General features: G+C 57.9%; 15 protein-coding genes. 7 read left to right on the forward strand and 8 right to left on the reverse strand.

The genetic code is table 11. The features are described 5' to 3' along the window. Nucleotides 1-466: 466 nt before the first annotated feature. Nucleotides 467-2383, reverse strand: coding sequence for a RecQ family ATP-dependent DNA helicase (locus G5171_RS01705; protein WP_421173057.1), 1917 nt, complete (start codon nt 2381-2383; stop codon nt 467-469). A 355-nt stretch (nt 2384-2738) separates the two neighbouring features. Between G5171_RS01705 and sstT the strand changes: the two genes are divergently transcribed. Then, nucleotides 2739-3989: a serine/threonine transporter SstT gene (gene sstT / locus G5171_RS01710; protein ID WP_421173056.1), complete on the forward strand. Its 1251-nt coding sequence runs from the start codon at nt 2739-2741 to the stop codon at nt 3987-3989. Between the two features lie 605 nt (nt 3990-4594). Here the strand turns inward: sstT and G5171_RS01715 are convergent. The 3 genes from G5171_RS01715 to pabB all read right to left on the reverse strand — a co-directional run bounded on the left by G5171_RS01715 (nt 4595) and on the right by pabB (nt 8002). Next, the gene (locus G5171_RS01715; protein WP_005351750.1) at nt 4595-5893 is read right to left on the reverse strand and encodes a serine/threonine transporter; all 1299 of its coding nucleotides are present in this window, start codon (nt 5891-5893) and stop codon (nt 4595-4597) included. A 216-nt stretch (nt 5894-6109) separates the two neighbouring features. Then, a complete protein-coding gene (locus tag G5171_RS01720) occupies nt 6110-6676 on the reverse strand; it encodes a CoA pyrophosphatase (RefSeq protein WP_421173222.1) in 567 nt (188 codons plus the stop codon). Between the two features lie 42 nt (nt 6677-6718). After that, nucleotides 6719-8002, reverse strand: a complete 1284-nt coding sequence (pabB, locus tag G5171_RS01725; protein ID WP_421173224.1) for an aminodeoxychorismate synthase component I — start codon at nt 8000-8002, stop codon at nt 6719-6721. 294 nt (nt 8003-8296) lie between these two features. Here pabB and G5171_RS01730 point away from each other — a divergent pair, with 294 nt between their 5' ends. Then, nucleotides 8297-9823, forward strand: a complete 1527-nt coding sequence (locus tag G5171_RS01730; protein WP_421259735.1) for a fumarate hydratase — start codon at nt 8297-8299, stop codon at nt 9821-9823. 204 nt (nt 9824-10027) lie between these two features. On the opposite strand, the gene G5171_RS01735 is transcribed toward G5171_RS01730, so the two are convergent. After that, nucleotides 10028-10606, reverse strand: coding sequence for a PhnA domain-containing protein (locus G5171_RS01735; RefSeq protein ID WP_005333203.1), 579 nt, complete (start codon nt 10604-10606; stop codon nt 10028-10030). 183 nt (nt 10607-10789) lie between these two features. Here G5171_RS01735 and G5171_RS01740 point away from each other — a divergent pair, with 183 nt between their 5' ends. Then, the gene (locus G5171_RS01740; RefSeq protein ID WP_421259736.1) at nt 10790-12010 is read left to right on the forward strand and encodes a methyltransferase; all 1221 of its coding nucleotides are present in this window, start codon (nt 10790-10792) and stop codon (nt 12008-12010) included. Nucleotides 12011-12316: 306 nt separating this feature from the next. After that, nucleotides 12317-13780, forward strand: a complete 1464-nt coding sequence (locus G5171_RS01745; protein ID WP_421250174.1) for a chitinase — start codon at nt 12317-12319, stop codon at nt 13778-13780. A gap of 126 nt (nt 13781-13906) precedes the next feature. On the opposite strand, the gene G5171_RS01750 is transcribed toward G5171_RS01745, so the two are convergent. Together G5171_RS01750 and smrB are read right to left on the reverse strand one after the other, a co-directional pair. Then, nucleotides 13907-14461 carry a porin family protein gene (locus G5171_RS01750; RefSeq protein ID WP_041234263.1) on the reverse strand — a complete coding sequence of 185 codons (555 nt, stop codon included), beginning with the start codon at nt 14459-14461 and terminating at the stop codon, nt 13907-13909. Nucleotides 14462-15156: 695 nt separating this feature from the next. After that, complete coding sequence (smrB, locus tag G5171_RS01755) at nt 15157-15681, reverse strand: endonuclease SmrB (protein WP_005333198.1); 525 nt, start codon at nt 15679-15681, stop codon at nt 15157-15159. Nucleotides 15682-15763: 82 nt separating this feature from the next. On the opposite strand from smrB, the gene prmB reads away from it, so the two are divergent. Both prmB and aroC read left to right on the forward strand, forming a co-directional pair. Continuing rightward, nucleotides 15764-16699 carry a 50S ribosomal protein L3 N(5)-glutamine methyltransferase gene (gene prmB, locus G5171_RS01760; RefSeq protein ID WP_113739592.1) on the forward strand — a complete coding sequence of 312 codons (936 nt, stop codon included), beginning with the start codon at nt 15764-15766 and terminating at the stop codon, nt 16697-16699. A gap of 12 nt (nt 16700-16711) precedes the next feature. After that, entirely contained in the window at nt 16712-17800 is a 1089-nt protein-coding gene (gene aroC / locus G5171_RS01765; RefSeq protein WP_021230156.1) for a chorismate synthase, read from the forward strand. Nucleotides 17801-17912: 112 nt separating this feature from the next. On the opposite strand, the gene G5171_RS01770 is transcribed toward aroC, so the two are convergent. After that, the gene (locus tag G5171_RS01770) at nt 17913-18740 is read right to left on the reverse strand and encodes a substrate-binding periplasmic protein (RefSeq protein ID WP_337072206.1); all 828 of its coding nucleotides are present in this window, start codon (nt 18738-18740) and stop codon (nt 17913-17915) included. A 348-nt stretch (nt 18741-19088) separates the two neighbouring features. Here G5171_RS01770 and G5171_RS01775 point away from each other — a divergent pair, with 348 nt between their 5' ends. Further along, nucleotides 19089-20492, forward strand: a complete 1404-nt coding sequence (locus G5171_RS01775) for a DEAD/DEAH box helicase (protein WP_421259737.1) — start codon at nt 19089-19091, stop codon at nt 20490-20492. The last annotated feature ends 58 nt before the right edge of the window (nt 20493-20550 follow it).

A 20550-nucleotide genomic window follows, 5' to 3' on the forward strand; every position in this document is an offset into this window, starting at 1 on the left:
AAACCTGCCCGATCCTTGTGCGGGGAGGGTCAGTCAACAACACCGCTATGTTACTGACTGTTAAATTATTTTTGCCACGATAGCGAGGTAAATGTCAAAGACATAAAAAATAAATGTTTATGGGAAACAGGGAACTTATTGCGAAAAGATTAAGGGGTTTGACGAAAGGCAATGGGGCTGCGGGTTGGCGGGGTTATGGATGAGAATGTCATTACGTGAACGTCAACGTAAATCACTTTGTTTGGAGTTTTGGCTCTAATTTTTACATTGACGCTACATTTTGAGTGCCCTAGATTGGCGATGTGTGAGCAGCAAGATGCTTTAGCAAGAGAGTTGACTGTTGCCTCACCAAGCTCTGTTTAAGCACGTTTCCGTTGGCTTGACCCTCGCAACCGCGAGGGTCTTCTTTTTCTGCGTCTGTAAACGCTTGTTACTGCTGGTGGCTATTGACGCAGCCAGCACTCACCTAGCAAGGGTAGGCTTGTTGCACGGCCGCCAGGACGCGGGCAAACGGGTGGGCGGCCAACTGGCCTGCGCCCGCCAGCGATTTGGCCTTGACCCGGCTGGTCAGCGGTGTGGCGATACCGCACAGGAAACGGGCCAGAACACGCGCATCCACGGAACCGGTCTTGGCAATCAGCGGATCGCACCAGGCGCGGATCCCCGCCTCGTTTGGCATGGTCAGTGAGGGCAGGGGCGGGAGATGCGCCACCTCGCCGCGACAAACCGAACAGTGGCCACAATGAACCGGCGCCACCTCATCGGCAAAATAGCGGGCGAGGCGGTGGCTCAGGCACTCATCCGAGGTGAAAAAGTCGAGCATGGCTTGCAGTCTGGCCAACTCACTCTGCTCTTTTTGCAAGAAGAGCGCATGGAGCGCGTTAGCCTCCTGCTCGTTGTCCCACCCCTGACGGGTGATCCGGTAGACCTCGGTCATCTGTTTGCTTTCAAGCTCGATCCAGCCTTGCTGCTGCAGGTAGTCGAGCGCCGCAACCGCCCGCTGTCGCTCCCCCTGATAGCCCTGCCAGAGGGTGTCAAAGTCCATGGTGCACCAGCTGCGGGCTTGCGGGGCGCAGGCGAACAGTTGCTCCAGAAACTGGCGACGATCCGGATTGAAGCGGCTCACTATCTCGCCTTTATCCAGCACAAACTTGAAGCGGTAGTCGGCGTAGTAGCTGTAGGCCGGTGTGATGATGCCTGCCATCTCCAGATAGACCAGCAGGGTTTTAAGGGGCAACTGGCGGATATTGGTGTCGTTGGAGAGACGCAGCAGGGTGAATTCCCACTCGCTCCCGCTCTGCTTGATGATGGCAAGAAGTTGGATAATGGCACTCAAATCCGGCGTATCGCCGTAGACGAAGTTCTCCAGCACCGGTAGTTGGCTCTGGTTGGCCAGCACGATACAGCGCGATGGCTGGCCATCTCGTCCGGCGCGGCCAATCTCCTGGCTGTAGTTCTCGATGGATTTGGGCAGATCGTAGTGAATGACCCGCCGGATATCCGCTTTGTCGATGCCCATGCCAAAGGCGATGGTGGCGACGATGCAGTCCACCTTGCCCACCATGAAGTCGTGCTGGATCTGGCTGCGCAGCGCCGAGTCGAGTCCAGCATGATAGGCGCGGGCGTTGATCCCTTCTCTAATGAGTTGCTCGGCACAGGCTTCGGCGGTGTGTTGCAAGGTGACGTAGACGATGGTGGGGGCCGCCGGATCGTTGGCCAACTCCTGCGCGAGCCAGCTATCCCGCGCGTCGGGCGACAGGGGAATGACCGCCAGATCAAGATTGGATCGGTAGAAACCGGTGACCACGACCCCCTCCGGTTCGATGCCGAATTTGGTCTGCATATCCTGAATAACCGCCGGTGTGGCGGTGGCCGTCAGCAGCAACACCTGCGGGATCTTCAGGTCATGGCGATAGCTCGGCAGCTTGAGGTAGTCGGGGCGAAAGTTGTGGCCCCACTCCGAGATACAGTGCGCCTCATCGACGACCAGCAGCGAGAGCGGCACTTGCTGGATAAAGCGGCGAAAGCGCTCGTTCTTGAGTCGCTCCACCGAGATCATCAGGATCTTGAGCTGGCCATCCAGCGCCTGCTGCATCACTCGTCGGCTTTCCTCCGGGCTCTGGCTTGAGTCGAGGGTGGCGGCGCTTATTCCCTTGCTTTTAAGGAAGGCGAGCTGATCGTGCATCAGCGCCAGCAGCGGCGAGATCACCAGGGTCAGATGAGGCAGGGCGAGGGCAGGCAGTTGATAACAGAGCGACTTGCCGGAGCCGGTGGGAAAGATGGCGGCGGCACTCTGACCTGCCAGCACCCGGCTGATCACCGCTTCCTGACCTGGCCTGAGTGCGGAGAAACCAAAATATTGGTTGAGCAGGGATGGGATCATGGTAAGGCTCCGCGGCAAATGGGGGATGATAGCACAGCGATGCCGGTCACGGGTGACACAGGAATGGTCGTGAGGGTAAGGGCAGAGAGTGTCGATAAAACGTACAAAAATGGGTGGTTGCGCTGTGGTTAAGGTTTTGTTGCGGTTTTTTGTGATGGAAACGGGATATTTTTTGGTGAGTCTCTGGAAAAAAAAGATGGCGAATGGGATATTCCGTCATGCAATCCGGTGACTGGCGGATCGGCCCGACAGAAGGCTGGCCACAGACACCACATTCGGGCGACAGGGGTCTCCCGATGAGTGGTTGCAGACAGGACTCATGATTCATGCACTACGGTGCTTAGGGACTTTTTTGATGACACAACAACACCCCCTCCTTCGGCTGGTCAATAGCACCAGTCTGGTCAGCCAGATCCTGGTTGGTCTGGTATTCGGTATCTTGCTGGCGATGTTTGCCCCCGAGTGGGCGAAAACGGCTGGTCTGCTCGGCAGTCTGTTCGTTGGCGCACTGAAAGCGGTAGCCCCGCTGCTGGTATTCGTACTGGTGATGGCGGCCATCATTGGTCACAAGCAGGGTCAGAAGACCAATATGCGACCGATCCTGCTGCTCTATCTGTTTGGTACCTTCTCTGCGGCCGTGGTCGCGGTGATTGCCAGCTTCCTGTTTCCCTCCAACCTCCATCTGGTGGCCAATACTGCCGAGCTCACCCCGCCAGGCGGGATCACCGAGGTGCTGCAGACCCTGCTGTTCAACGTGGTGACCAACCCGGTCAAGGCGCTGATGGATGCCAACTATATCGGGATCCTGGCGTGGGCCATCGGTCTGGGTATCGCTATGCGCCATGCCAACGAGAGCACCAAGGCGCTCATCACTGACCTGTCTCACGGTGTCTCCGCCATCGTGAAAGCGGTGATCCGCTGTGCTCCGCTCGGGATCCTGGGTCTGGTTGCCTCCACTCTAGCTGAGACCGGCTTCGATGCCCTGTTTGGCTATGCTCAACTGCTGGTGGTGCTGATCGGCTGCATGCTGTTTATCGCCTTTGTGGTCAACCCGTTGATCGTCTTCTGGAAGATCAAGCGCAACCCCTATCCGCTGGTGCTGACTTGCCTGAAAGAGAGTGGTGTAACTGCCTTCTTTACCCGCAGCTCTGCGGCCAATATCCCGGTCAACATGGCGCTGTGTGAAAAATTGCGTCTGCCGGAGGATACCTATGCGGTCTCCATTCCGCTGGGTGCCACCATCAACATGGCGGGTGCGGCCATCACCATCACTGTGCTCGCCATGGCGGCGGTACATACCCTGGGGATGGAAGTGGACATGGCAACTGCTGTGCTGCTCTCCGTGGTTGCCACCGTCAGCGCCTGTGGCGCGTCCGGTGTCGCCGGTGGCTCCTTGCTGCTGATCCCGCTGGCCTGTAGCCTGTTTGGTATCAGCAACGACATCGCCATGCAGGTGGTGGCCGTCGGCTTTATCATCGGTGTGCTGCAGGATTCTGCCGAGACAGCCCTTAACAGCTCCACCGACGTGCTGTTCACCGCCGCAGCGTGCATGGCCGAAGATGAAACCTTGCTGGATGTGGCTCCGGTACCGAGCCGCGAAGCCTGATCTCGCAACGGTCAGTTTCGCAACACACTTGCGCCCTCTTCGGAGGGCGCTTTTTATTGTCGGCTTTGCTCTCTTTTCCTCTTTGATCAATCTCATTGGCTGATGTGCCGGACATTCTGTCGCCCTTGTCCAGGGCGCTGCCTTATCTTTATCCCTTTGAGTTGTGCTTACTCCCTCTGTGGTGCGCTATACATTTTTGCCTGCTCTGCCAAGAGCCAATTGCTATGGCTTACCCCAGATCTTCAGGATAATCACAGCATCACAGCATCACAGCATCACAGCATCACAGCATCACAGCATCACAGCATAACAGCATCACAGAAGAATGGAGGTGGCTGGCTGCGGCAGATGAACCCGTCCTATCAGACACGCCATCATGGTTTGGTGAGGGGGAGTAAACGTGTTGGCGATATTGAGCTGCGGGTATGGGGGCGGTACATGGTGAAACTCTAAGCATGTTCAATCATGGCGCTGGTGAGCATACAGATATCCAACAAAGGGAGTAATAAGGGGAGAGCAGGGTAATCGCGGAGGCACAGATTGCAGAGATAAAAAAGCCAGCCGAGTGTTCGGCTGGCTTTTCGCTATCAGTGGCAGGTGAGGGATTAACCGACCAGCTGATAGAGGATGGCGGAGATGGCGATCATCCCCATCACAGCGACAAATACGTTGCTGATATGGCCCTGATATTTCGCCATGGCCGGTACGCGCTTGATGGCGTACATCGGCATGATGAACAGGATGGTGGCGATGATCGGGCCGCCCAAGGATTCAATCATGCCCAGGATGGAGGGGTTGGCAATGGCAGTGCCCCACAGGGTCAGGATGAAGAAGGCGATGATGAACATCTCGACTTTCTTGGCGTTCGGCTCTTTGCCGGACTTGCGCATGTTCTGCACGATCATCCCCTTCAGACCTTCACGGGCACCCAGATAGTGGCCGAAGAAGGAGGAGACGATGGCGACGAACGCAACCAGCGGACCGAAGTAGGAGATGATGGGGCTGGCATGCTGGTTGGCCAGATAGGAGAGCACGGCGATGTTCTGAGCCTTGGCTTCTGCCAGCTGGGCCGGTGTCAGGCTCATGACGCAGGAGAAGACGAAGAACATCACAAAGCCCAGCAGCACCATGGCGGTACGCTTGAGGATGGCATCGGCTTTCTCGACAGCCTGATCACCGTGGTCGCGGCGCTGGGCCAGAGAGAAGCTGGAGATAGCCGGGCTGTGGTTGAAGGAGAAGACCAGTACCGGGATGGTCAGCCACAGGGTAGTGGCGAAATCCTTGGCAGAGGGTACCTGCTCCAGCGCGGCACCGGTCCAGTCCGGGATCAGGTAGAGGGAGATTCCGGCCAGAATGGCGATCAGCGGATAAACCAGCAGCTCGGTCACTTTCAGCATCAGCTTTTCACCGGCCAGCATCACCGACATCATGCCCATGATCAGCACGATGGAGAGGATCCAGCGCGGGGGGGCACTCATCTGCAGCTGATTGACCATAAAGCTTTCGACGGTGTTGGTGATGCCCACACCGTAGATCAGCACGATGGGGTAGATGGCGAAGAAGTAGAGCAGGGTGATTAATTTACCGGCACCCACGCCAAAGTGCTCTTCCACCACTTCGGTGATGTCTGCGTTTGGCTTTTTGGAGGAGAGCACGAAACGGGCCAGACCACGGTGGGCCAGATAGGTCATGGGACCTACCAGCAGCGCCATGACGACCAGCGGCCAGAAACCGCCCATACCCGCGTTGATCGGCAGGAACAGGATCCCCGCGCCAACTGCGGTCCCGAACAGACTGATGACCCAGGTAGAGTCGCGTTTTTCCCAACGAGTGGTTTGAGTAGAGCGGATCCCTTGCTCTGTTGACGCCGCAACTCCCTGCGTGCCAGTGACTGTGTTTGACATCTATCTCACCCCGAATGTGTGGTTCTTATTAAGTCGGCGCAAGGATACGGTTTTTCTAATCAAAAATGTTGATCAAATTCATCTTTACGGCACGAAAAACCGCACTTTCTTATGGAAATGTGATCAAAACAAGAAAAATTCAATTATTGTTTATCAATTGGCACGTTATTTTAGTGTTAATGATTAAATCTCGCCCAGCCAAATGTAGGTAAATTGTTATTTTGCGAGATGCTGGGCTAGCTGGTTGATCATGCTGGCGGTAGCCCCCCAGATAAAGTGCTGTTGCCAGGGGATCCAGTAGATGGTGTGCGGTTTCCCCCCTCTGTAAAGGGTCAGGGGGATATGGTTGCGCCGATCCAGCAGATGGGTCAGCGGCACTTCGAAGGCGTGATCCACCTCATCCGGACTCAGAATGAGGGGATAGTTGCCATCGAGCAGCCCCAGCACCGGCAGCACCTCGAATCGTGACACCGTATTGAGTGGGTTGAGGGTGCCGATCACTTCAATCAGCCGGGCCGGAATGCCGAGCTCCTCTTCGGTCTCCCGCAGCGCCGTGGCAATCAGGTTTTCGTCGCCCGGATCCTGTCGCCCGCCGGGGAAGCTGATCTGCCCCCCATGATGACGTAGCCGTGGGCTGCGCCGGGTCAATAACACGCTGAGCCCCTCATCGCGCATCACCACCGGGATCAATACTGCCGCCGGACTGAGCCCGCCGATGGCGAGGCGATGGGCCGGGGCGGGTCGCTGCAACTGGAAGCGGGTCAGCAGTTCGTGGCGATCCATGGCGGGGAGATCTCCTGTGCGTTGGCCAGACAGTGGGGAGGGTTAAAGCGCCGACAGCGGCGGCAGGATGCGGGCGACCTTGTCATAAGTCTCCTGATATTCGCTGTCGGCGTCGGAGTCGGCGATGATGCCGCCACCGGCCCAGCAGTGCAGGCGACCCGCTTCGGCGATCAAAGTGCGAATGCAGATGCTGGTATCCATCCGGCCATGCTGGCTGAGATAGCCGATGCTGCCGCAATAGGCGTTGCGACGCTGGGGTTCCAGCTCTTCGATGATCTCCATGGCGCGTATCTTGGGTGCGCCGGTGATGGAGCCACCCGGGAAACAGGCCCGCAGCAGATCGACTCCTTGCCAGTGTGCATCCAGCTCACTGTGGATGGTGGAGACCAGATGATGTACCGCCGGAAACGACTCCACAGCAAAGAGATGAGGCACGCTGACCGAGCCAGGCCGGCTGACCCGACCGATATCGTTGCGCAGCAGATCAACGATCATCAGATTCTCTGATCTGTCCTTGTCCGCCTGCGCCAGCTCCTGCGCGACTTGTCGATCGGCCGCCGGATCGGGGTGGCGAGGGCGAGTGCCTTTGATGGGTTTGGTTTCGATATGACGGCCATCAAGCAGCAGGAACCGCTCGGGGGAGAGGCTCAGCAGCGCACTATCCGGCAAGCGGATAAAGGCAGAGAAGGGTGCCTTGTTGGCAGCCGCCAGCAGGCAATAGGCCTGCCACTCATCACCCTGATAGGGGGCGCTGAAACGCTGGGTCAGGTTGATCTGGTAGCAATCCCCCGCGGCGAGATATTCCTGAATGCGGGCAAACTTCTCGCCATACTCGGCGCGGCTCATATTGCTCTGCCACGACCCCAGCAAGGCAAAAGCGGGGGCCGGGTTGGTCTGCTGCTGTTCAAGCCAGGCCAGCCGCTTGGCAAGTCCCGCTTCATCCCCCCAGTGCACCAGCTGCCAGTCGCCAGTCGCCACATTGCGCAGCAGCGCCCAGTCGTAGATACCCACCGCCATGTCCGGCACCGCGATATCGGCGGCGGCCTGCACTGGCAGTCGCTCGAAGCGGCGGCCGAGATCATAGCCAAACAGACCGAGGGCACCGCCAATAAAGGGTAGGTGAGTAGAGCACAGTTCCAGCTCTCCCAGCAGCTGTTGCTGGATATGGGCCAGCAGGGCTAGGGGATCCTCATGGTGTTTGCTGATATTCATCCCGACACGCAGAGTGGTCACCTCGCCGCGGGTTTCGAGGGTCGCCAGCGGATCGGCGGTGATGATATCAAAGCCGTTATCGGCGCCGAGTGGCCCCGCCGATTCCAGCAACATGGCCCACGGCTGATGTTGCAGGCGGGCAAAAAGCTGATGGAGTTCAGCACTGTGGTATAGATGATGGATATGAAGTGTTGGCGTCATTTTATGTTACACAGGCAACAGTTTGGTTCCCGAACCCTAGTCGGTGCTGGTGGGCAAGCGTATCATAGGTGTCGGTGACTTAAGAAAAAACTGCCGTGTCGTTCGTTTTTTGCTGGTTGATAGTTTTTAGCCAGCACGTCAGCACGGCCCATCATATGGAAGCCCTTGCCCTGCTCTGTGGCAGAGACAAGGACCAGTGAGGATGATATGAGCATTATAAAAAAACAGGATTTCATCGATTCTATCGCAGATGCCCTCCAGTACATCTCCTATTACCACCCGTTGGATTTTGTTCAGGCTGCCAAAGCGGCGTATGACCGTGAGGCCAACCCGGCCGCCAAAGATGCACTGGCCCAGATCCTGATCAACTCCCGCATGTCCGCCGAAGGTCATCGTCCGCTCTGCCAGGACACCGGCATCGTGACCTGTTTCGTCAAGATTGGCATGCAAGTGCAGTGGGACAGCGACATGACGGTGCAGGAGATGGTGGACGAAGGGACCCGTCGTGCCTACACCAATCCTGACAACCCGCTGCGCGCCTCCGTGCTGGCCGATCCGGCTGGCAGTCGCAAAAACACCAAAGACAACGCCCCTGCCGTGGTGCATATCGACATGATCCCCGGCAACAAGGTGGAAGTGAGCATCGCGGCCAAAGGGGGCGGCTCCGAGAACAAATCCAAGATGGTGATGCTCAACCCCTCTGACGATATCGTCGAGTGGGTGCTCCAAACCGTGCCGACCATGGGAGCAGGCTGGTGCCCACCCGGCATGCTGGGCATCGGCATCGGCGGTACCGCCGAGAAAGCGGCGGTGCTGGCCAAAGAGGCCCTGATGGAGCACATCGACATTCAGGAGCTGATCGCCCGTGGCCCGCAAACCACAGAGGAGAAGCTACGGGTCGAGCTCTACGACAAGGTCAACAAGCTGGGGATCGGTGCCCAGGGGCTGGGTGGTCTCACTACCGTGCTGGATGTGAAGGTGAAATCTGCGCCGACTCACGCCGCCTCCAAGCCGGTGGTGATGATCCCCAACTGCGCCGCTACCCGTCACGTTCACTTCGAGCTGGATGGTTCAGGCCCCGCCGAGCTGACTCCGCCGAAACTGAGCGACTGGCCGGAGATTACCCGTGAAGCGGGTGGCAATGTGCGCCGCGTCAACGTCGATGGCATCACCAAGGCCGAGCTGGCCAGCTGGAAGAGCGGTGATACCGTGCTGCTGTCGGGCAAGATCCTCACCGGTCGCGACGCCGCCCACAAGCGCATCGCCGACATGCTGAAAAATGGTGAAGGGTTGCCGGAAGGGGTCGATTTCACCAACCGCTTTATCTATTACGTTGGCCCGGTCGATGCGGTGCGCGACGAAGTGGTTGGCCCGGCAGGCCCCACCACCTCCACCCGGATGGACAAGTTCACCGACATGATGCTGGGTGAAACCGGCCTTATCGGCATGATCGGCAAATCCGAGCGTGGCCCGAAAACCGTCGAGAGCATCAAGCAGCACAAGGCCGTCTATCTGATGGCGGTGGGCGGCGCAGCCTATTTGGTGGCCAAAGCAATCAAGAAGGCGCGTGTGGTGGCCTTTGCCGATCTCGGCATGGAAGCGATCTACGAGTTTGAAGTGGAAGATATGCCGGTGACCGTTGCCGTCGATTCCGAAGGCAACAATATCCACGAAACCGGCCCGGCCTACTGGTCGGCCAAGATTGCCGAGCTGGATGGCAAACTCTCCTCCTGAGTGACCGTTTCCGATGCCGGTTAACGGTATCGGCCCTGTAAAGAAGGCGCGTCCATCCGGATGCGCCTTGTTGCTTTGGCTGGCCTGTTATGGGCTCAAGTTGGCCGTTTGCGGCAAGCGGGTATAAAAAAGGATGGCGTGACGCCATCCTTTTTCCGTTGTGCTTGTGCTCTGGCAGCAGACAGCAGAGCAATCGCCCTTGGCTTAGGCCTTTTTCAGGTAGGCAGCAACCAGTACGATCTGCACGCCGTTGACCTTGCCTTCGATATGAAGCGGGTTGTTGGTCAGACGGATGCCCTTGACCAGGGTGCCGCGCTTGGCGGTGAAACCGGCGCCTTTCACGTCCAGATCCTTGATCAGGGTAACGGAGTCGCCCTCTTGCAGCACGGCGCCGTTGGAGTCAACGGTCGGTACGCTGTCGTCATCTTCGTCAGCAATACCAGCTTCAGCCCAAGCCTTGGCTTCGTCTTCCATGTACATCATGTCCAGCAGATCCTGAGCCCACACTTCACCCTTGCCGGAGAGAGCTTTCAGCTGCCGCCATGCCATCACCTGCACCGCAGGCACCTGGCTCCACATGCTGTCACTCAGGCAACGCCAGTGGTTGACCACCAGGGTATCCGGTTGTTCCAGCTGACCACGGCAGGTGTCACAGATAGCAACGCTGTGATCATCGTCGCTGGCGGGGGAGTGAGGCACCACGAAGGCGGTCAGCGCCTGCTCGGCGCTGCACAGTTCACACTTGGCGCCCGCGCGCGCTTGCAGAATGGCGTTGATGGTCATGTTGTTGGTCCCATAGCTAGTGTAAAGCGACCCGCGTTGGGCGGGGCGCGTGAAAGAGGGGGCGGAATATAGCATAAAACCCCGCACTTTGTCAGGTCTGCCCTGGCTCACAAGGTTGGCTGTGCTGTTGCGCGGCGCTGATCGTTTGGTATTGAGAGTGCAATTTGAAGCGGGATCGCTAGAATGAGCCTCCTTTTTGACTGCAAGGCAGGGGCATTCGTGCTGGCTCAACGTTTTCAACAACTGGATCGACTGCTCACCCGCTACCGACGCTGGTGGCAATATCAGCCATATCATCATTTGACCATGGCCTTTGCCGATGAGGTGCCCGAACTGGCGACGTTGCTCAATGGGCTGACGCTGACCCAGTTGGCGGAGTTCGATGCGGATATGGATGCCCTCAGCAGTCTGCTTGCCCCCTGGATTGCCGAGGGAGCCGAGCTGCAGCAACTCAGCCAGCTTGCCCCGTTTACCCCTGAGCCCATCACCTGCAGCAAGGAGATGGCGCTGCATATGCCGGGGCGCAAGCAGGCCCAGATCGAGTCGTTCACCGCCTGTCTGCCTGCCCATCAGGGCCCCTATCTGGAGTGGTGTGCTGGCAAGGGGCATCTTGGGCGGCTGGTGTCACTTCATCGACAGGCTCCTATCCTCAGTCTGGAGTTGCAAGGGCAGCTTTGTGACGAAGGTCGGCTGCTGGCCGAGCGGGATGGCGCGAATATGACCTTTACCTGCGCCGATGCTTTTGCCCCCGAGTCGGCGGCGCTGATCGCCCCCGAACATCACGCTATGGCACTCCATGCCTGCGGCGAGCTGCACACCCATCTGCTGGAGCGGGTGGCCGAACGCAGTGCCCGCGGCGTGACTATCTCTCCCTGTTGTTACCACCTGATCCGCAGCAGCCACTATCGCCCGCTGTCGGCCGCGGCCAACTCCAGCGAGCTGGTGTTGAGCAAAGCGGATCTCAAGTTGCCGCTACAGGAGACGGTGACTGGCGGTGCGCGGATCGCCCGCCTGCGCGAGCAGGAAGTGGTGTGGCGGCTCGGGTTTGATTGCCTGCAGCGTCAGGTGCGCGGGGTGGATGAGTATCTGCCGGTGCCCAATATGCAAAAGAGCCTGCTGACCGGCACCTTCGAGGCATTCTGCGTTTGGGCTGCTGAACGCAAAGGGATTGTGCTGCCCGCCGGGCTCGACTATTCCGCCTGGCTGGAACACGGGGAGCGCCGCTTTGGCGATGTCGCCCGCATGGAGCTGGTGCGTCATTTGTTTCGCCGTCCCCTCGAGATCTGGCTGGCGCTGGATCGCGCGCTCTTTTTACAAGAGCAGGGTTATCGGGTCGAAGTGGGGGAGTTCTGTGCCAAACCCATGACCCCGCGCAATATATTGATCCGTGCCGTGCGCGCCTGACACCGAGCTCTTTGTGAGCGTTATTTGAACATTGTTGATGGCTGATGGGTGAAGCGGGTCAGCCATTTTTTTTGCCACGAATAATAAATTGGTGACAGATCATCTGATCGTCTTTCGCCTCCCCATACGGGTGACAAAACAGGCCAAAATGGTCATCGTTTGAGTTCTTTTATGTCGTTTTAGCTGCGTTGAGTAGCACAAGGTGAAATGGTTCACAAATTACGCGCATTTCTTAATTTTCATCGTGAATTTAGTTGTTGGAACACCTACTCTTGGAGCGCATTAATTCAAACAAGGACGATAAACATGTTCAAACCCAAGCGTTGTGCCTGGCTGATCGCTGCCGCTTGCACATTGCCAAGCTATGCCGCAATGAGTGCAGCCATGAATATTCAACCCGATCCGCAAAATGCGGGAGGATATGTGATTGCGGCCCCGGATCTGGCCGCTGTGGAAAAGGCCAAGACGGCCAACCCCATGTATGCAATATGGGCCAAGGCACTGGCCACCCGGTCAAATAAAATAGTCGATGCCATTGAACCGGGTCTGGCAAGCAATCCTGACAACGTAAAACGGGTTGAACGGGTATTTCCCCAATCTGAATGGGAATATTTAACCCAGATGGCCGCGCCGGAATATACCTATGTCCGCTTCTTGCGGGCCATCGGTAAATTTCCTGCGTTCTGCGGTGAATATACCGATGGGCGCGATTCTGATGCGATCTGTAAAAAATCCATTGTGACGGCCTTTGCCCACTTCTCTCAGGAGACGGGCGGCCATATTGCCAAGGAGAACGTCTCTGATAACCCGCTGGGGCTGGAGGAGTGGCAACAGGCGCTGGTGCATGTGCGGGAGATGGGCTGGTCAGAGGGACAGACCGGCTACACCACCGGTTGCGGTCAGAACGACTGGCAAAACAAGAAGTGGCCCTGCAGTACCGGACAAGGCTACTTTGGCCGCGGTGCCAAGCAGCTCTCATACCACTTCAACTACGGCGCCTTCTCCGAGGCGATGTTCGATGGCGATGCCTCTGTGCTGCTCAACAACCCGGGGCTGGTGGCGGACTCCTGGCTCAACCTCGCCTCGGCTATCTGGTTCTTCCTGACGCCACAGGCACCCAAGCCAGCCATGCTGCACGTGATTGACCGCACTTGGGTACCCTCCAAACGGGAAGTGGATGCCGGTATAGGCTACGGCTTTGGCACCACCATCAACGTCATCAATGGCGGCATCGAGTGTGGCGAACAGAACAAGGACAAGGGGCAGCCGGTCAACCGCATTCGCTACTGGGAAGGGCTGGCCAATCACTACCAGATCCCGGTCAAGGCCGATGAGAAGAATACCTGCTGGCAGCAAACGCCCTATGGCAGCCTCAACCTCAACGGTGCCACCGACGTGCTCTACACCAACTGGGATGGCAACTGGAAATACTATCCGGATCGCCCGGGTGGCTACTCCTTCGAGTGTGAGCTGGTCGGCTTCCAGACCGCCTACTCGGCGCTGGTGCCGGGCGATTACCAGAAGTGCGTGACCAACTTCTACGGCTCCCACGCCAACTGGCCGAAAGTGCGGATCGTCGCCAAGCTCGATCCTGCCCCGGTCGATCCGGTTGACCCGCCCCTTGATGGCCAGCCTGCCTGGGAGGCCAGCAAGGTCTATACCGCGGGCAACAAGGTGAGCTACAAGGGCGCCGTCTATCAGGCCAAATGGTGGACGCAAGGAGATGAGCCCGCCAAAGGTGGTCCCTGGGCTGTGGTGGTGACCAAATAAGGTTGCCGTTGGGATCATGGTCAATCACCATGATCTATCGGTAGTGGAAACAAGCAGGCAGCAGGGAGGAGATATCTCCCTGCTTTTTTACCCGTTATCTGTCCGTTGTCGCCCCATCAGGCGGGATCAGAAACGGTAGTTGAGGCCGACACTGACCCCTTTGACATCGAGTCGAGGCATGGGGATATATTGGTACTCCGCATTGAGCCCGATGCCGGAATCAAAGCGATATTGCCAACCCGCAGCGCCATAAAAACCGACCCCGGAGTCGCTCTGATCTTCCTTGTTGATGGTGTATTCGACTCTGTGGGCGTTGGCGCCCAGTTTGGCATAAAAGCTGTTGCCGGAAGAGACCGGGTATTGTGCATACAGGGCAGAGCGGATCCCTTTGTAATGGATATCTTTCACGTCATTGAGGGTGGCATCGAAGAGGGCGCTGACCACACCACCGGTACCAAACAATACTCCGGAATCGATACCGATATAATCGTTGAACATATAACGGTAATAGAGATCGGCGGTAACGCTGTCACCGCCATCGGCCTGCTCCCCATTTTTGGCTTTGAATGACTGGGTGCCATAGCCAAGGGTGGCGCCGACGATATGGGGAGAAGGGGTCGCTATTGCCACGGAAGAGAAGATCGCCGTGGCAATCACAAGGGGAGTGAATAACTTCATCATGCAGGTTCCAATTAAATAGCGTGGAATATGGCTGCGACGAACATATTTATATGGGCTCGGGTGAGCTTGTCTTATATTCGCAGGCCAGTAGTGAGTGGCAATATCTCATATTGTCAGCGAGATGAATAATCAGAGCCCCCATAACTGTTATGATGGGAGGTGAGAGTGGTTATATTATGCCTGAACAATGGTGAACTGTATCAATACCATCTGAAACGAGCGCTGATAAATTGCAAATTTCATTTGTTTTCTGCACGAATCAACTTAGTGTAACGGGATGTTAGGCTGGCAATATATGCCTTTAAACGTGGACTGGATGGTGAACAAGATGGTGATTTCTTGTGACGGTATATTAGAGGGGGGTAGCCATTGTGGTGTAGTCCGCTACAAAGTCCGCTACAAGATGCTGGCCGCCCCCTTTGCTACCGATTTTTCCACAGCCAGGATTGTCAGCGCACCACAAACGCACCGGTCGGCGCCTGGAGGGGTTTTCCGGTAATGGCTATGGGTGTACTGACTGAATATGTCTCCTTGGAGGTGATGCGGTGCTGCTTTTGTGCAACCTCAGGTGCCACTCTCGGTTATCGCAGCATCAAATCCCCCGGTTAGCGGCCAATCTTGTCCCGACTCTATCACTGCTACGATTCGAGTTGCCCGTTAGGCTGGGCGAGTGGGGGCACTGCTTTTACTCCCTTCTACTCTTCAATATCCAGCAACACCAGAATGGCGCTGTCGCCACCCCATTCACGGGGGGCCTGATGGAAGGCGCGCACATTGGGGTGCTGGGCCAGCCAGCTGGGAATGCGCTGCTTGAGAATATGTTTGCCGATGCCGTGCATCACCGAGGCGACGTGAATGTTCTCTTTTTGGCAGAGGGTGAGCAGGGCGGCCAGCTCCTGTTTTGCCTGCTGCTGGTTCATGCCGTGCAGATCGAGATAGATCTCCGGCGGATAAATGCCCCGCTTGAGCTTTTTCAGCTCAAATTTTGACACATCTTCCCGCACGTAACGGGTCGGCCCATCGTCGTCAAGATGGGGCTGATACTCATCGCTGAAATAGTGGTCAACCCCAAGCTTTTCGCGGGTTTCGCGCAATTCGCGTTTCTGCTTGACCGGGCGTAACTCGGCCCTTATGGTATCTTGCTTGATTTTCCGGGTACCTTTTATCGCATCGCGGAACAGCAGGGTTTCCTCGTCTGTCGGTGAGGGCGTTTTTTTCATCAGATGCTCATGTATTAGGTATGCGTCTTGCCCGCTAGGTAAACGGGGCTCGGGCCGGATATTACTCGACTTGGAGGTGGATTTGGACAAGATATTTATCGATGAGGTGGTTGCCGAGATGCACACCATCCAGGACATGTTGCGTTGGGCCATGAGTCGTTTCAACGACGCCGGGATTTTTTACGGTCATGGAACCGACAACGCCTGGGATGAAGCTGTGCAGCTGGTACTGCCCGCGTTACATCTGCCACCGGATGTAGACCCGGCCATGCGCCACTCCCGTCTGACCAGCAGCGAGCGTCACCGTATTGCCGAGCTGATTATCCGCCGCGTACAGGAGCGGGTACCTGCCGCCTACCTGACCAACAAGGCCTGGTATGCAGGTTGGGAATTCTACGTGGACGAGCGGGTGCTCATTCCCCGTTCCCCCATTGCCGAGATGGTGGCCAACCGTTTCGCGCCTTTCCTCAAACATGAACCGACCCGGATCATGGACCTGTGCACCGGCTCCGGCTGTATCGCCATCATCATGGCCCACGAGTTCCCGGAAGCGGAAGTGGATGCCATCGACATCAGCATCGATGCGCTGAACGTGGCCGAGCGCAACATCAACGATCACGGGTTGGAGCAGCAGGTCATTCCGATCCGCTCCGATCTGTTCCGCGATCTGCCCGCGGGTGACAAGTACGATCTCATCGTCTCCAATCCGCCCTATGTGGATTCCGAAGATATGTCGGATCTGCCGGAAGAGTTCCGTCACGAGCCAGAGCTGGCGCTGGCGTCCGGTTCCGATGGCCTCAAGCTGACCAAGCGTCTGCTGGCCCATGCGGCAGATTTCCTCAAGGATAACGGCGTGCTGGTGGTCGAAGTGGGCAACAGCATGATCCATCTGGAAGCCCAGTTCCCCGAGATCCCCTTTACTTGGGTAGAGTTCGAAAACGGCGGTCACGGCGTCTTTGTGATGACCCGTGACGAGCTGGTGCAGTATCAGGATCATTTCGCCATCTACAAGAACTAAGCAGGAGCGCGCATGGCAGGGAACAGTTTTGGTCAACTCTTTCGGGTCACTACCTTTGGCGAGAGCCACGGCCTGGCGCTGGGCGCCGTGGTCGATGGTTGCCCGCCTGGGCTGGAGATCAGCGAAGCGGATCTGCAGGGGGATCTGGATCGGCGCAAGCCCGGCACTTCCCGCTACACCACGCCGCGCCGCGAGCCGGACGAGGTGAAGATCCTCTCCGGGGTGTTCGAGGGCAAGACCACCGGCACCTCCATCGGGCTGCTCATCGAGAATACCGATCAGCGCTCCAAGGATTACTCCGATATCAAGGATCTGTTCCGGCCGGGTCATGCTGACTACACCTACCACCAGAAGTATGGTCAGCGGGACTATCGTGGCGGTGGTCGCTCATCTGCCCGCGAGACCGCGATGCGAGTGGCGGCGGGGGCGATTGCCAAGAAGTACCTGAAACAGGTGCATGGCATAGAGATCACCGGTTTTCTCTCCCAGCTCGGCCCCATCAAGGCTGAGGCGTTTGACGCGGCGCAGATTGAGCAGAATCCCTTCTTTTTCCCCGATGCGGGCAAGCTGGAAGAACTGGATCAATACATGCGTGACCTGAAAAAAGAGGGCAACAGTATCGGTGCCAAGGTGCAGGTCATTGCGCGCAATGTGCCGGTGGGCCTGGGTGAGCCGGTGTTTGATCGTCTCGACGCCGACATTGCCCATGCCATGATGGGCATCAATGCGGTGAAAGGGGTGGAGATCGGTGACGGCTTTGCGGTAGTGGAGCAAAAAGGCTCCGAGCATCGCGACGAGATGACCCCGGCGGGCTTTGCCAGCAACCATGCGGGCGGCATTCTGGGTGGGATCTCGTCGGGTCAGGATATCGTGGTGAGCATGGCGCTCAAGCCTACCTCCAGCATTACTGTGCCGGGCAAGACCATCAATACCGAAGGCGAGGCCATCGAGATGATCACCAAGGGGCGCCACGATCCTTGTGTCGGCATTCGCGCCGTGCCTATTGCCGAGGCGATGCTGGCACTGGTGTTGATGGATCACCTGCTGCGCCATCGTGCCCAGAATCAGGGGGTGTTGACCCATACCCCGCAGCTGCGCTGATCGGCGCTGTAGCCTATCGACTGAGCGCGCCCTGTTCAGGGGGCTGGCTCTACAAACACATCAAAGGCGACCTCCGGGTCGCCTTTGTTATTTCTGGTCATTGCTTATTCCGTCAATGCGTGCGGAGGGTGCGAGTCAGCAGATCCGCTGCCCCCGGATCGGCATCGAGGCGGCAACTGGGTGGAGAGAACTTGCTGTGGTGCTTGGGCAAGGCCTCGATGGCCTTGTTGATTTTGAGGAGCTGCGCGTCACTCACGCTATTTTTGGCAAACATCAGGCTGACCGGCTGGTGGTGCAGTAATAGCTGGCAGCTGATAAATCCCTCGGCACCCAATTGGGAGAGCCGATAGCGAGCATACTGCCACTCCATGATGATGCCATCGAGGCGGCGGGCCAGCAGCAGATCGATCAGCCGATCATCTGCATTGTACTCGGTCGCCACTTTGAGGGCAGGACATCCCTCAATTTGATGAATGGGGCGAGTACCGCGTAGTTTGCCAATTTTGAGCTCCTTGTTGTGGCACAGTTTGGACAAGGTATCGAGCTTTCCCCAGCGATCCTGATGGCCGGGGATAGGGTTATTACTCAACAGCACATAGGCACTCTGGCGATAGGGGGCAGAGAAGCGGGCATACTTTTGCCGCTCTGGTAGTGGTAGCGCGGCCATCGCTACATCCAGCTGATCGTGTTCTACCAGATGCAGTGCCCGTGCCCAGGGGATCTCGCGAAACTTGGGGGTGAATCCTGCCTGGGTAAGGATCTGGCGGGTCAGGCTGACATCCAGCCCGGCCAACTGCCCCTTGTTATTGAGCTGGCTGAAGGGAGGCCAGTGGCTCCAGGCAACGGTCAGGGGCTGACTGGCCTGCAGGGAAGGTGTCAGCAGAAGCAGTAGGCAGAACCAGGCCTGCCAGTTGCCGTGGGGACGATATTGCGTGCTCATAGCGTGAACCTCGTTATTCTGCTTTTTGTTCTTCTATCCCGAGTACCCGCGGCCCGATGAAGGGGCAGGTAATAAGTAGTCAGTTAATAGTGTGGTGCGTGCGTCATCTGTCAGCGTGATTATTCGAGGCAGAGGAGGGGGCTTTTCTGTACGTGCTGGGAGGAGCATCACATTTTTCTCGTTTATCCGGCACAACTCCGTTAGACTGCGCCCCTATTCTTTCCCCTTTGCTCTGCTCCCCGGGGAAATCGTTGTTTTCTCAATAGGCCCAGATCTTGTGAGATGGCATCGGCTCAGCAGAGGAGCCCCACCACAAATCCCCGGCGCCCCTATCCCTAGCAGGTAACTATGAGTTTTACTTCCCTCGGTCTGGCCGAACCCTTGTTGCGTGCCGTTGCCGAACAAGGCTACGACACCCCGTCTCCCATTCAGCAGCAAGCGATCCCCGCCGTTCTGGCTGGCCGCGATCTGATGGCGGCGGCCCAAACAGGGACCGGCAAGACCGCAGGCTTTACCCTGCCGATGCTGCAACGTCTGATGGAGAGCAAGCGCAAGGTCTCTCCGAACCGCGTCCGTGCGCTGGTACTGACCCCGACGCGCGAGCTGGCCGCCCAGGTGGGCGAGAGCGTGCGCAACTACGGCAAGCATCTGCCCCTGCGCAGCCACGTGGTATTTGGTGGCGTGAGCATCAACCCGCAGATGATGGCGACTCGCCGTGGTCTGGACGTGCTGGTGGCCTGTCCGGGCCGTCTGATCGATCTCTACAACCAGAATGCCGTCAAGTTTGACGAGGTGGAGATCCTGGTGCTGGACGAAGCGGATCGCATGCTCGACATGGGCTTTATCCGCGACATCCGCCGCATCCTGACCCTGCTGCCGAAGAAGCGCCAGAACCTGCTCTTCTCCGCCACCTTCGCCGACGAAATTCGCGAGCTGGCCACTGGTCTGCTGGATAACCCGGCTGTCATTGAAGTCGCCCCGCGCAACAGCACCGCCGAGCGTATCGAACAGCTGGTGCACCCGTGCGACAAGGCCAACAAGATCGCGCTGCTGAGCCACCTGATCTCCAGCAACAACTGGCAGCAGGTGCTGGTCTTTACCCGTACCAAGCACATCGCCAACCGGGTTGCCGAGAAGCTTGAAAAAGATGGCATCAGTGCCGCCGCCATTCACGGCAACAAGAGCCAGGGTGCCCGTACCCGCGCGCTGGCCGGTTTCAAGGATGGCAGCGTGCGTGTGATGGTGGCGACCGACATCGCGGCCCGTGGCCTCGATATCGACAAGCTGCCGCAGGTAGTGAACTTCGAGCTGCCGAACGTGGCGGAAGATTATGTTCACCGCATCGGTCGTACCGGCCGTGCTGGCGCTGCCGGTCACGCCATCTCGCTGGTTGCTGCCGATGAAGGCAAGCTTATCAAGGCGATCGAGCGGCTGACCAAGCAGAACATCCCGTGTGAGCAGGTGGCCGGTTTTGAAGCCTCCCGCGAGACGCTCGATAACATAAGCCGTGGTATCGGCGCGCCGCTGCGCAAAGAGCCTCGTGATCCGAGCGAGCAGCGCCGTGCGCCGCGTCCGCAAGGTCAAGGCCAGCGTCAGGGTGCCACTCGCTCTGGCAACAACGGTGGCAACGCAGGCGCTAACCGATCCGGCAACGGCGGCAAGCCCAAGCCCCAGGGTGGTCAGCGTTCGGCTGATGGCGCCGCCAAGCCGGCTCAGGCCCGTCGTCCCCGTCGCGCCAGCCACAACCAGTAAGGGCAAGGAGAGTCACTCTCCCGCTCTGAACGGTTAAACGAAAAGCCCTGCCATATCG

Origin of the sequence: Aeromonas sp. 600774, from assembly GCF_049175075.1 — a bacterium.
Lineage (GTDB): Bacteria > Pseudomonadota > Gammaproteobacteria > Enterobacterales > Aeromonadaceae > Aeromonas > Aeromonas veronii_A.

Excerpts from the sequence above, each read along its gene's own strand:
- G5171_RS01720 (WP_421173222.1), bottom strand. The coding sequence starts at position 6,676 with ATGGATCGCCACGAACTGCTGACCCGCTTCCAGTTGCAGCGACCCGCC.
- G5171_RS01715 (WP_005351750.1), bottom strand. The coding sequence starts at position 5,893 with ATGTCAAACACAGTCACTGGCACGCAGGGAGTTGCGGCGTCAACAGAG.
- G5171_RS01735 (WP_005333203.1), bottom strand. The coding sequence starts at position 10,606 with ATGACCATCAACGCCATTCTGCAAGCGCGCGCGGGCGCCAAGTGTGAA.
- smrB (WP_005333198.1), bottom strand. The coding sequence starts at position 15,681 with ATGAAAAAAACGCCCTCACCGACAGACGAGGAAACCCTGCTGTTCCGC.
- G5171_RS01705 (WP_421173057.1), bottom strand. The coding sequence starts at position 2,383 with ATGATCCCATCCCTGCTCAACCAATATTTTGGTTTCTCCGCACTCAGG.
- G5171_RS01730 (WP_421259735.1), top strand. The coding sequence starts at position 8,297 with ATGAGCATTATAAAAAAACAGGATTTCATCGATTCTATCGCAGATGCC.
- G5171_RS01775 (WP_421259737.1), top strand. The coding sequence starts at position 19,089 with ATGAGTTTTACTTCCCTCGGTCTGGCCGAACCCTTGTTGCGTGCCGTT.
- G5171_RS01745 (WP_421250174.1), top strand. The coding sequence starts at position 12,317 with ATGTTCAAACCCAAGCGTTGTGCCTGGCTGATCGCTGCCGCTTGCACA.
- G5171_RS01770 (WP_337072206.1), bottom strand. The coding sequence starts at position 18,740 with ATGAGCACGCAATATCGTCCCCACGGCAACTGGCAGGCCTGGTTCTGC.
- G5171_RS01750 (WP_041234263.1), bottom strand. The coding sequence starts at position 14,461 with ATGATGAAGTTATTCACTCCCCTTGTGATTGCCACGGCGATCTTCTCT.
- sstT (WP_421173056.1), top strand. The coding sequence starts at position 2,739 with ATGACACAACAACACCCCCTCCTTCGGCTGGTCAATAGCACCAGTCTG.
- pabB (WP_421173224.1), bottom strand. The coding sequence starts at position 8,002 with ATGTTGCTGGAATCGGCGGGGCCACTCGGCGCCGATAACGGCTTTGAT.
- aroC (WP_021230156.1), top strand. The coding sequence starts at position 16,712 with ATGGCAGGGAACAGTTTTGGTCAACTCTTTCGGGTCACTACCTTTGGC.
- G5171_RS01740 (WP_421259736.1), top strand. The coding sequence starts at position 10,790 with ATGAGCCTCCTTTTTGACTGCAAGGCAGGGGCATTCGTGCTGGCTCAA.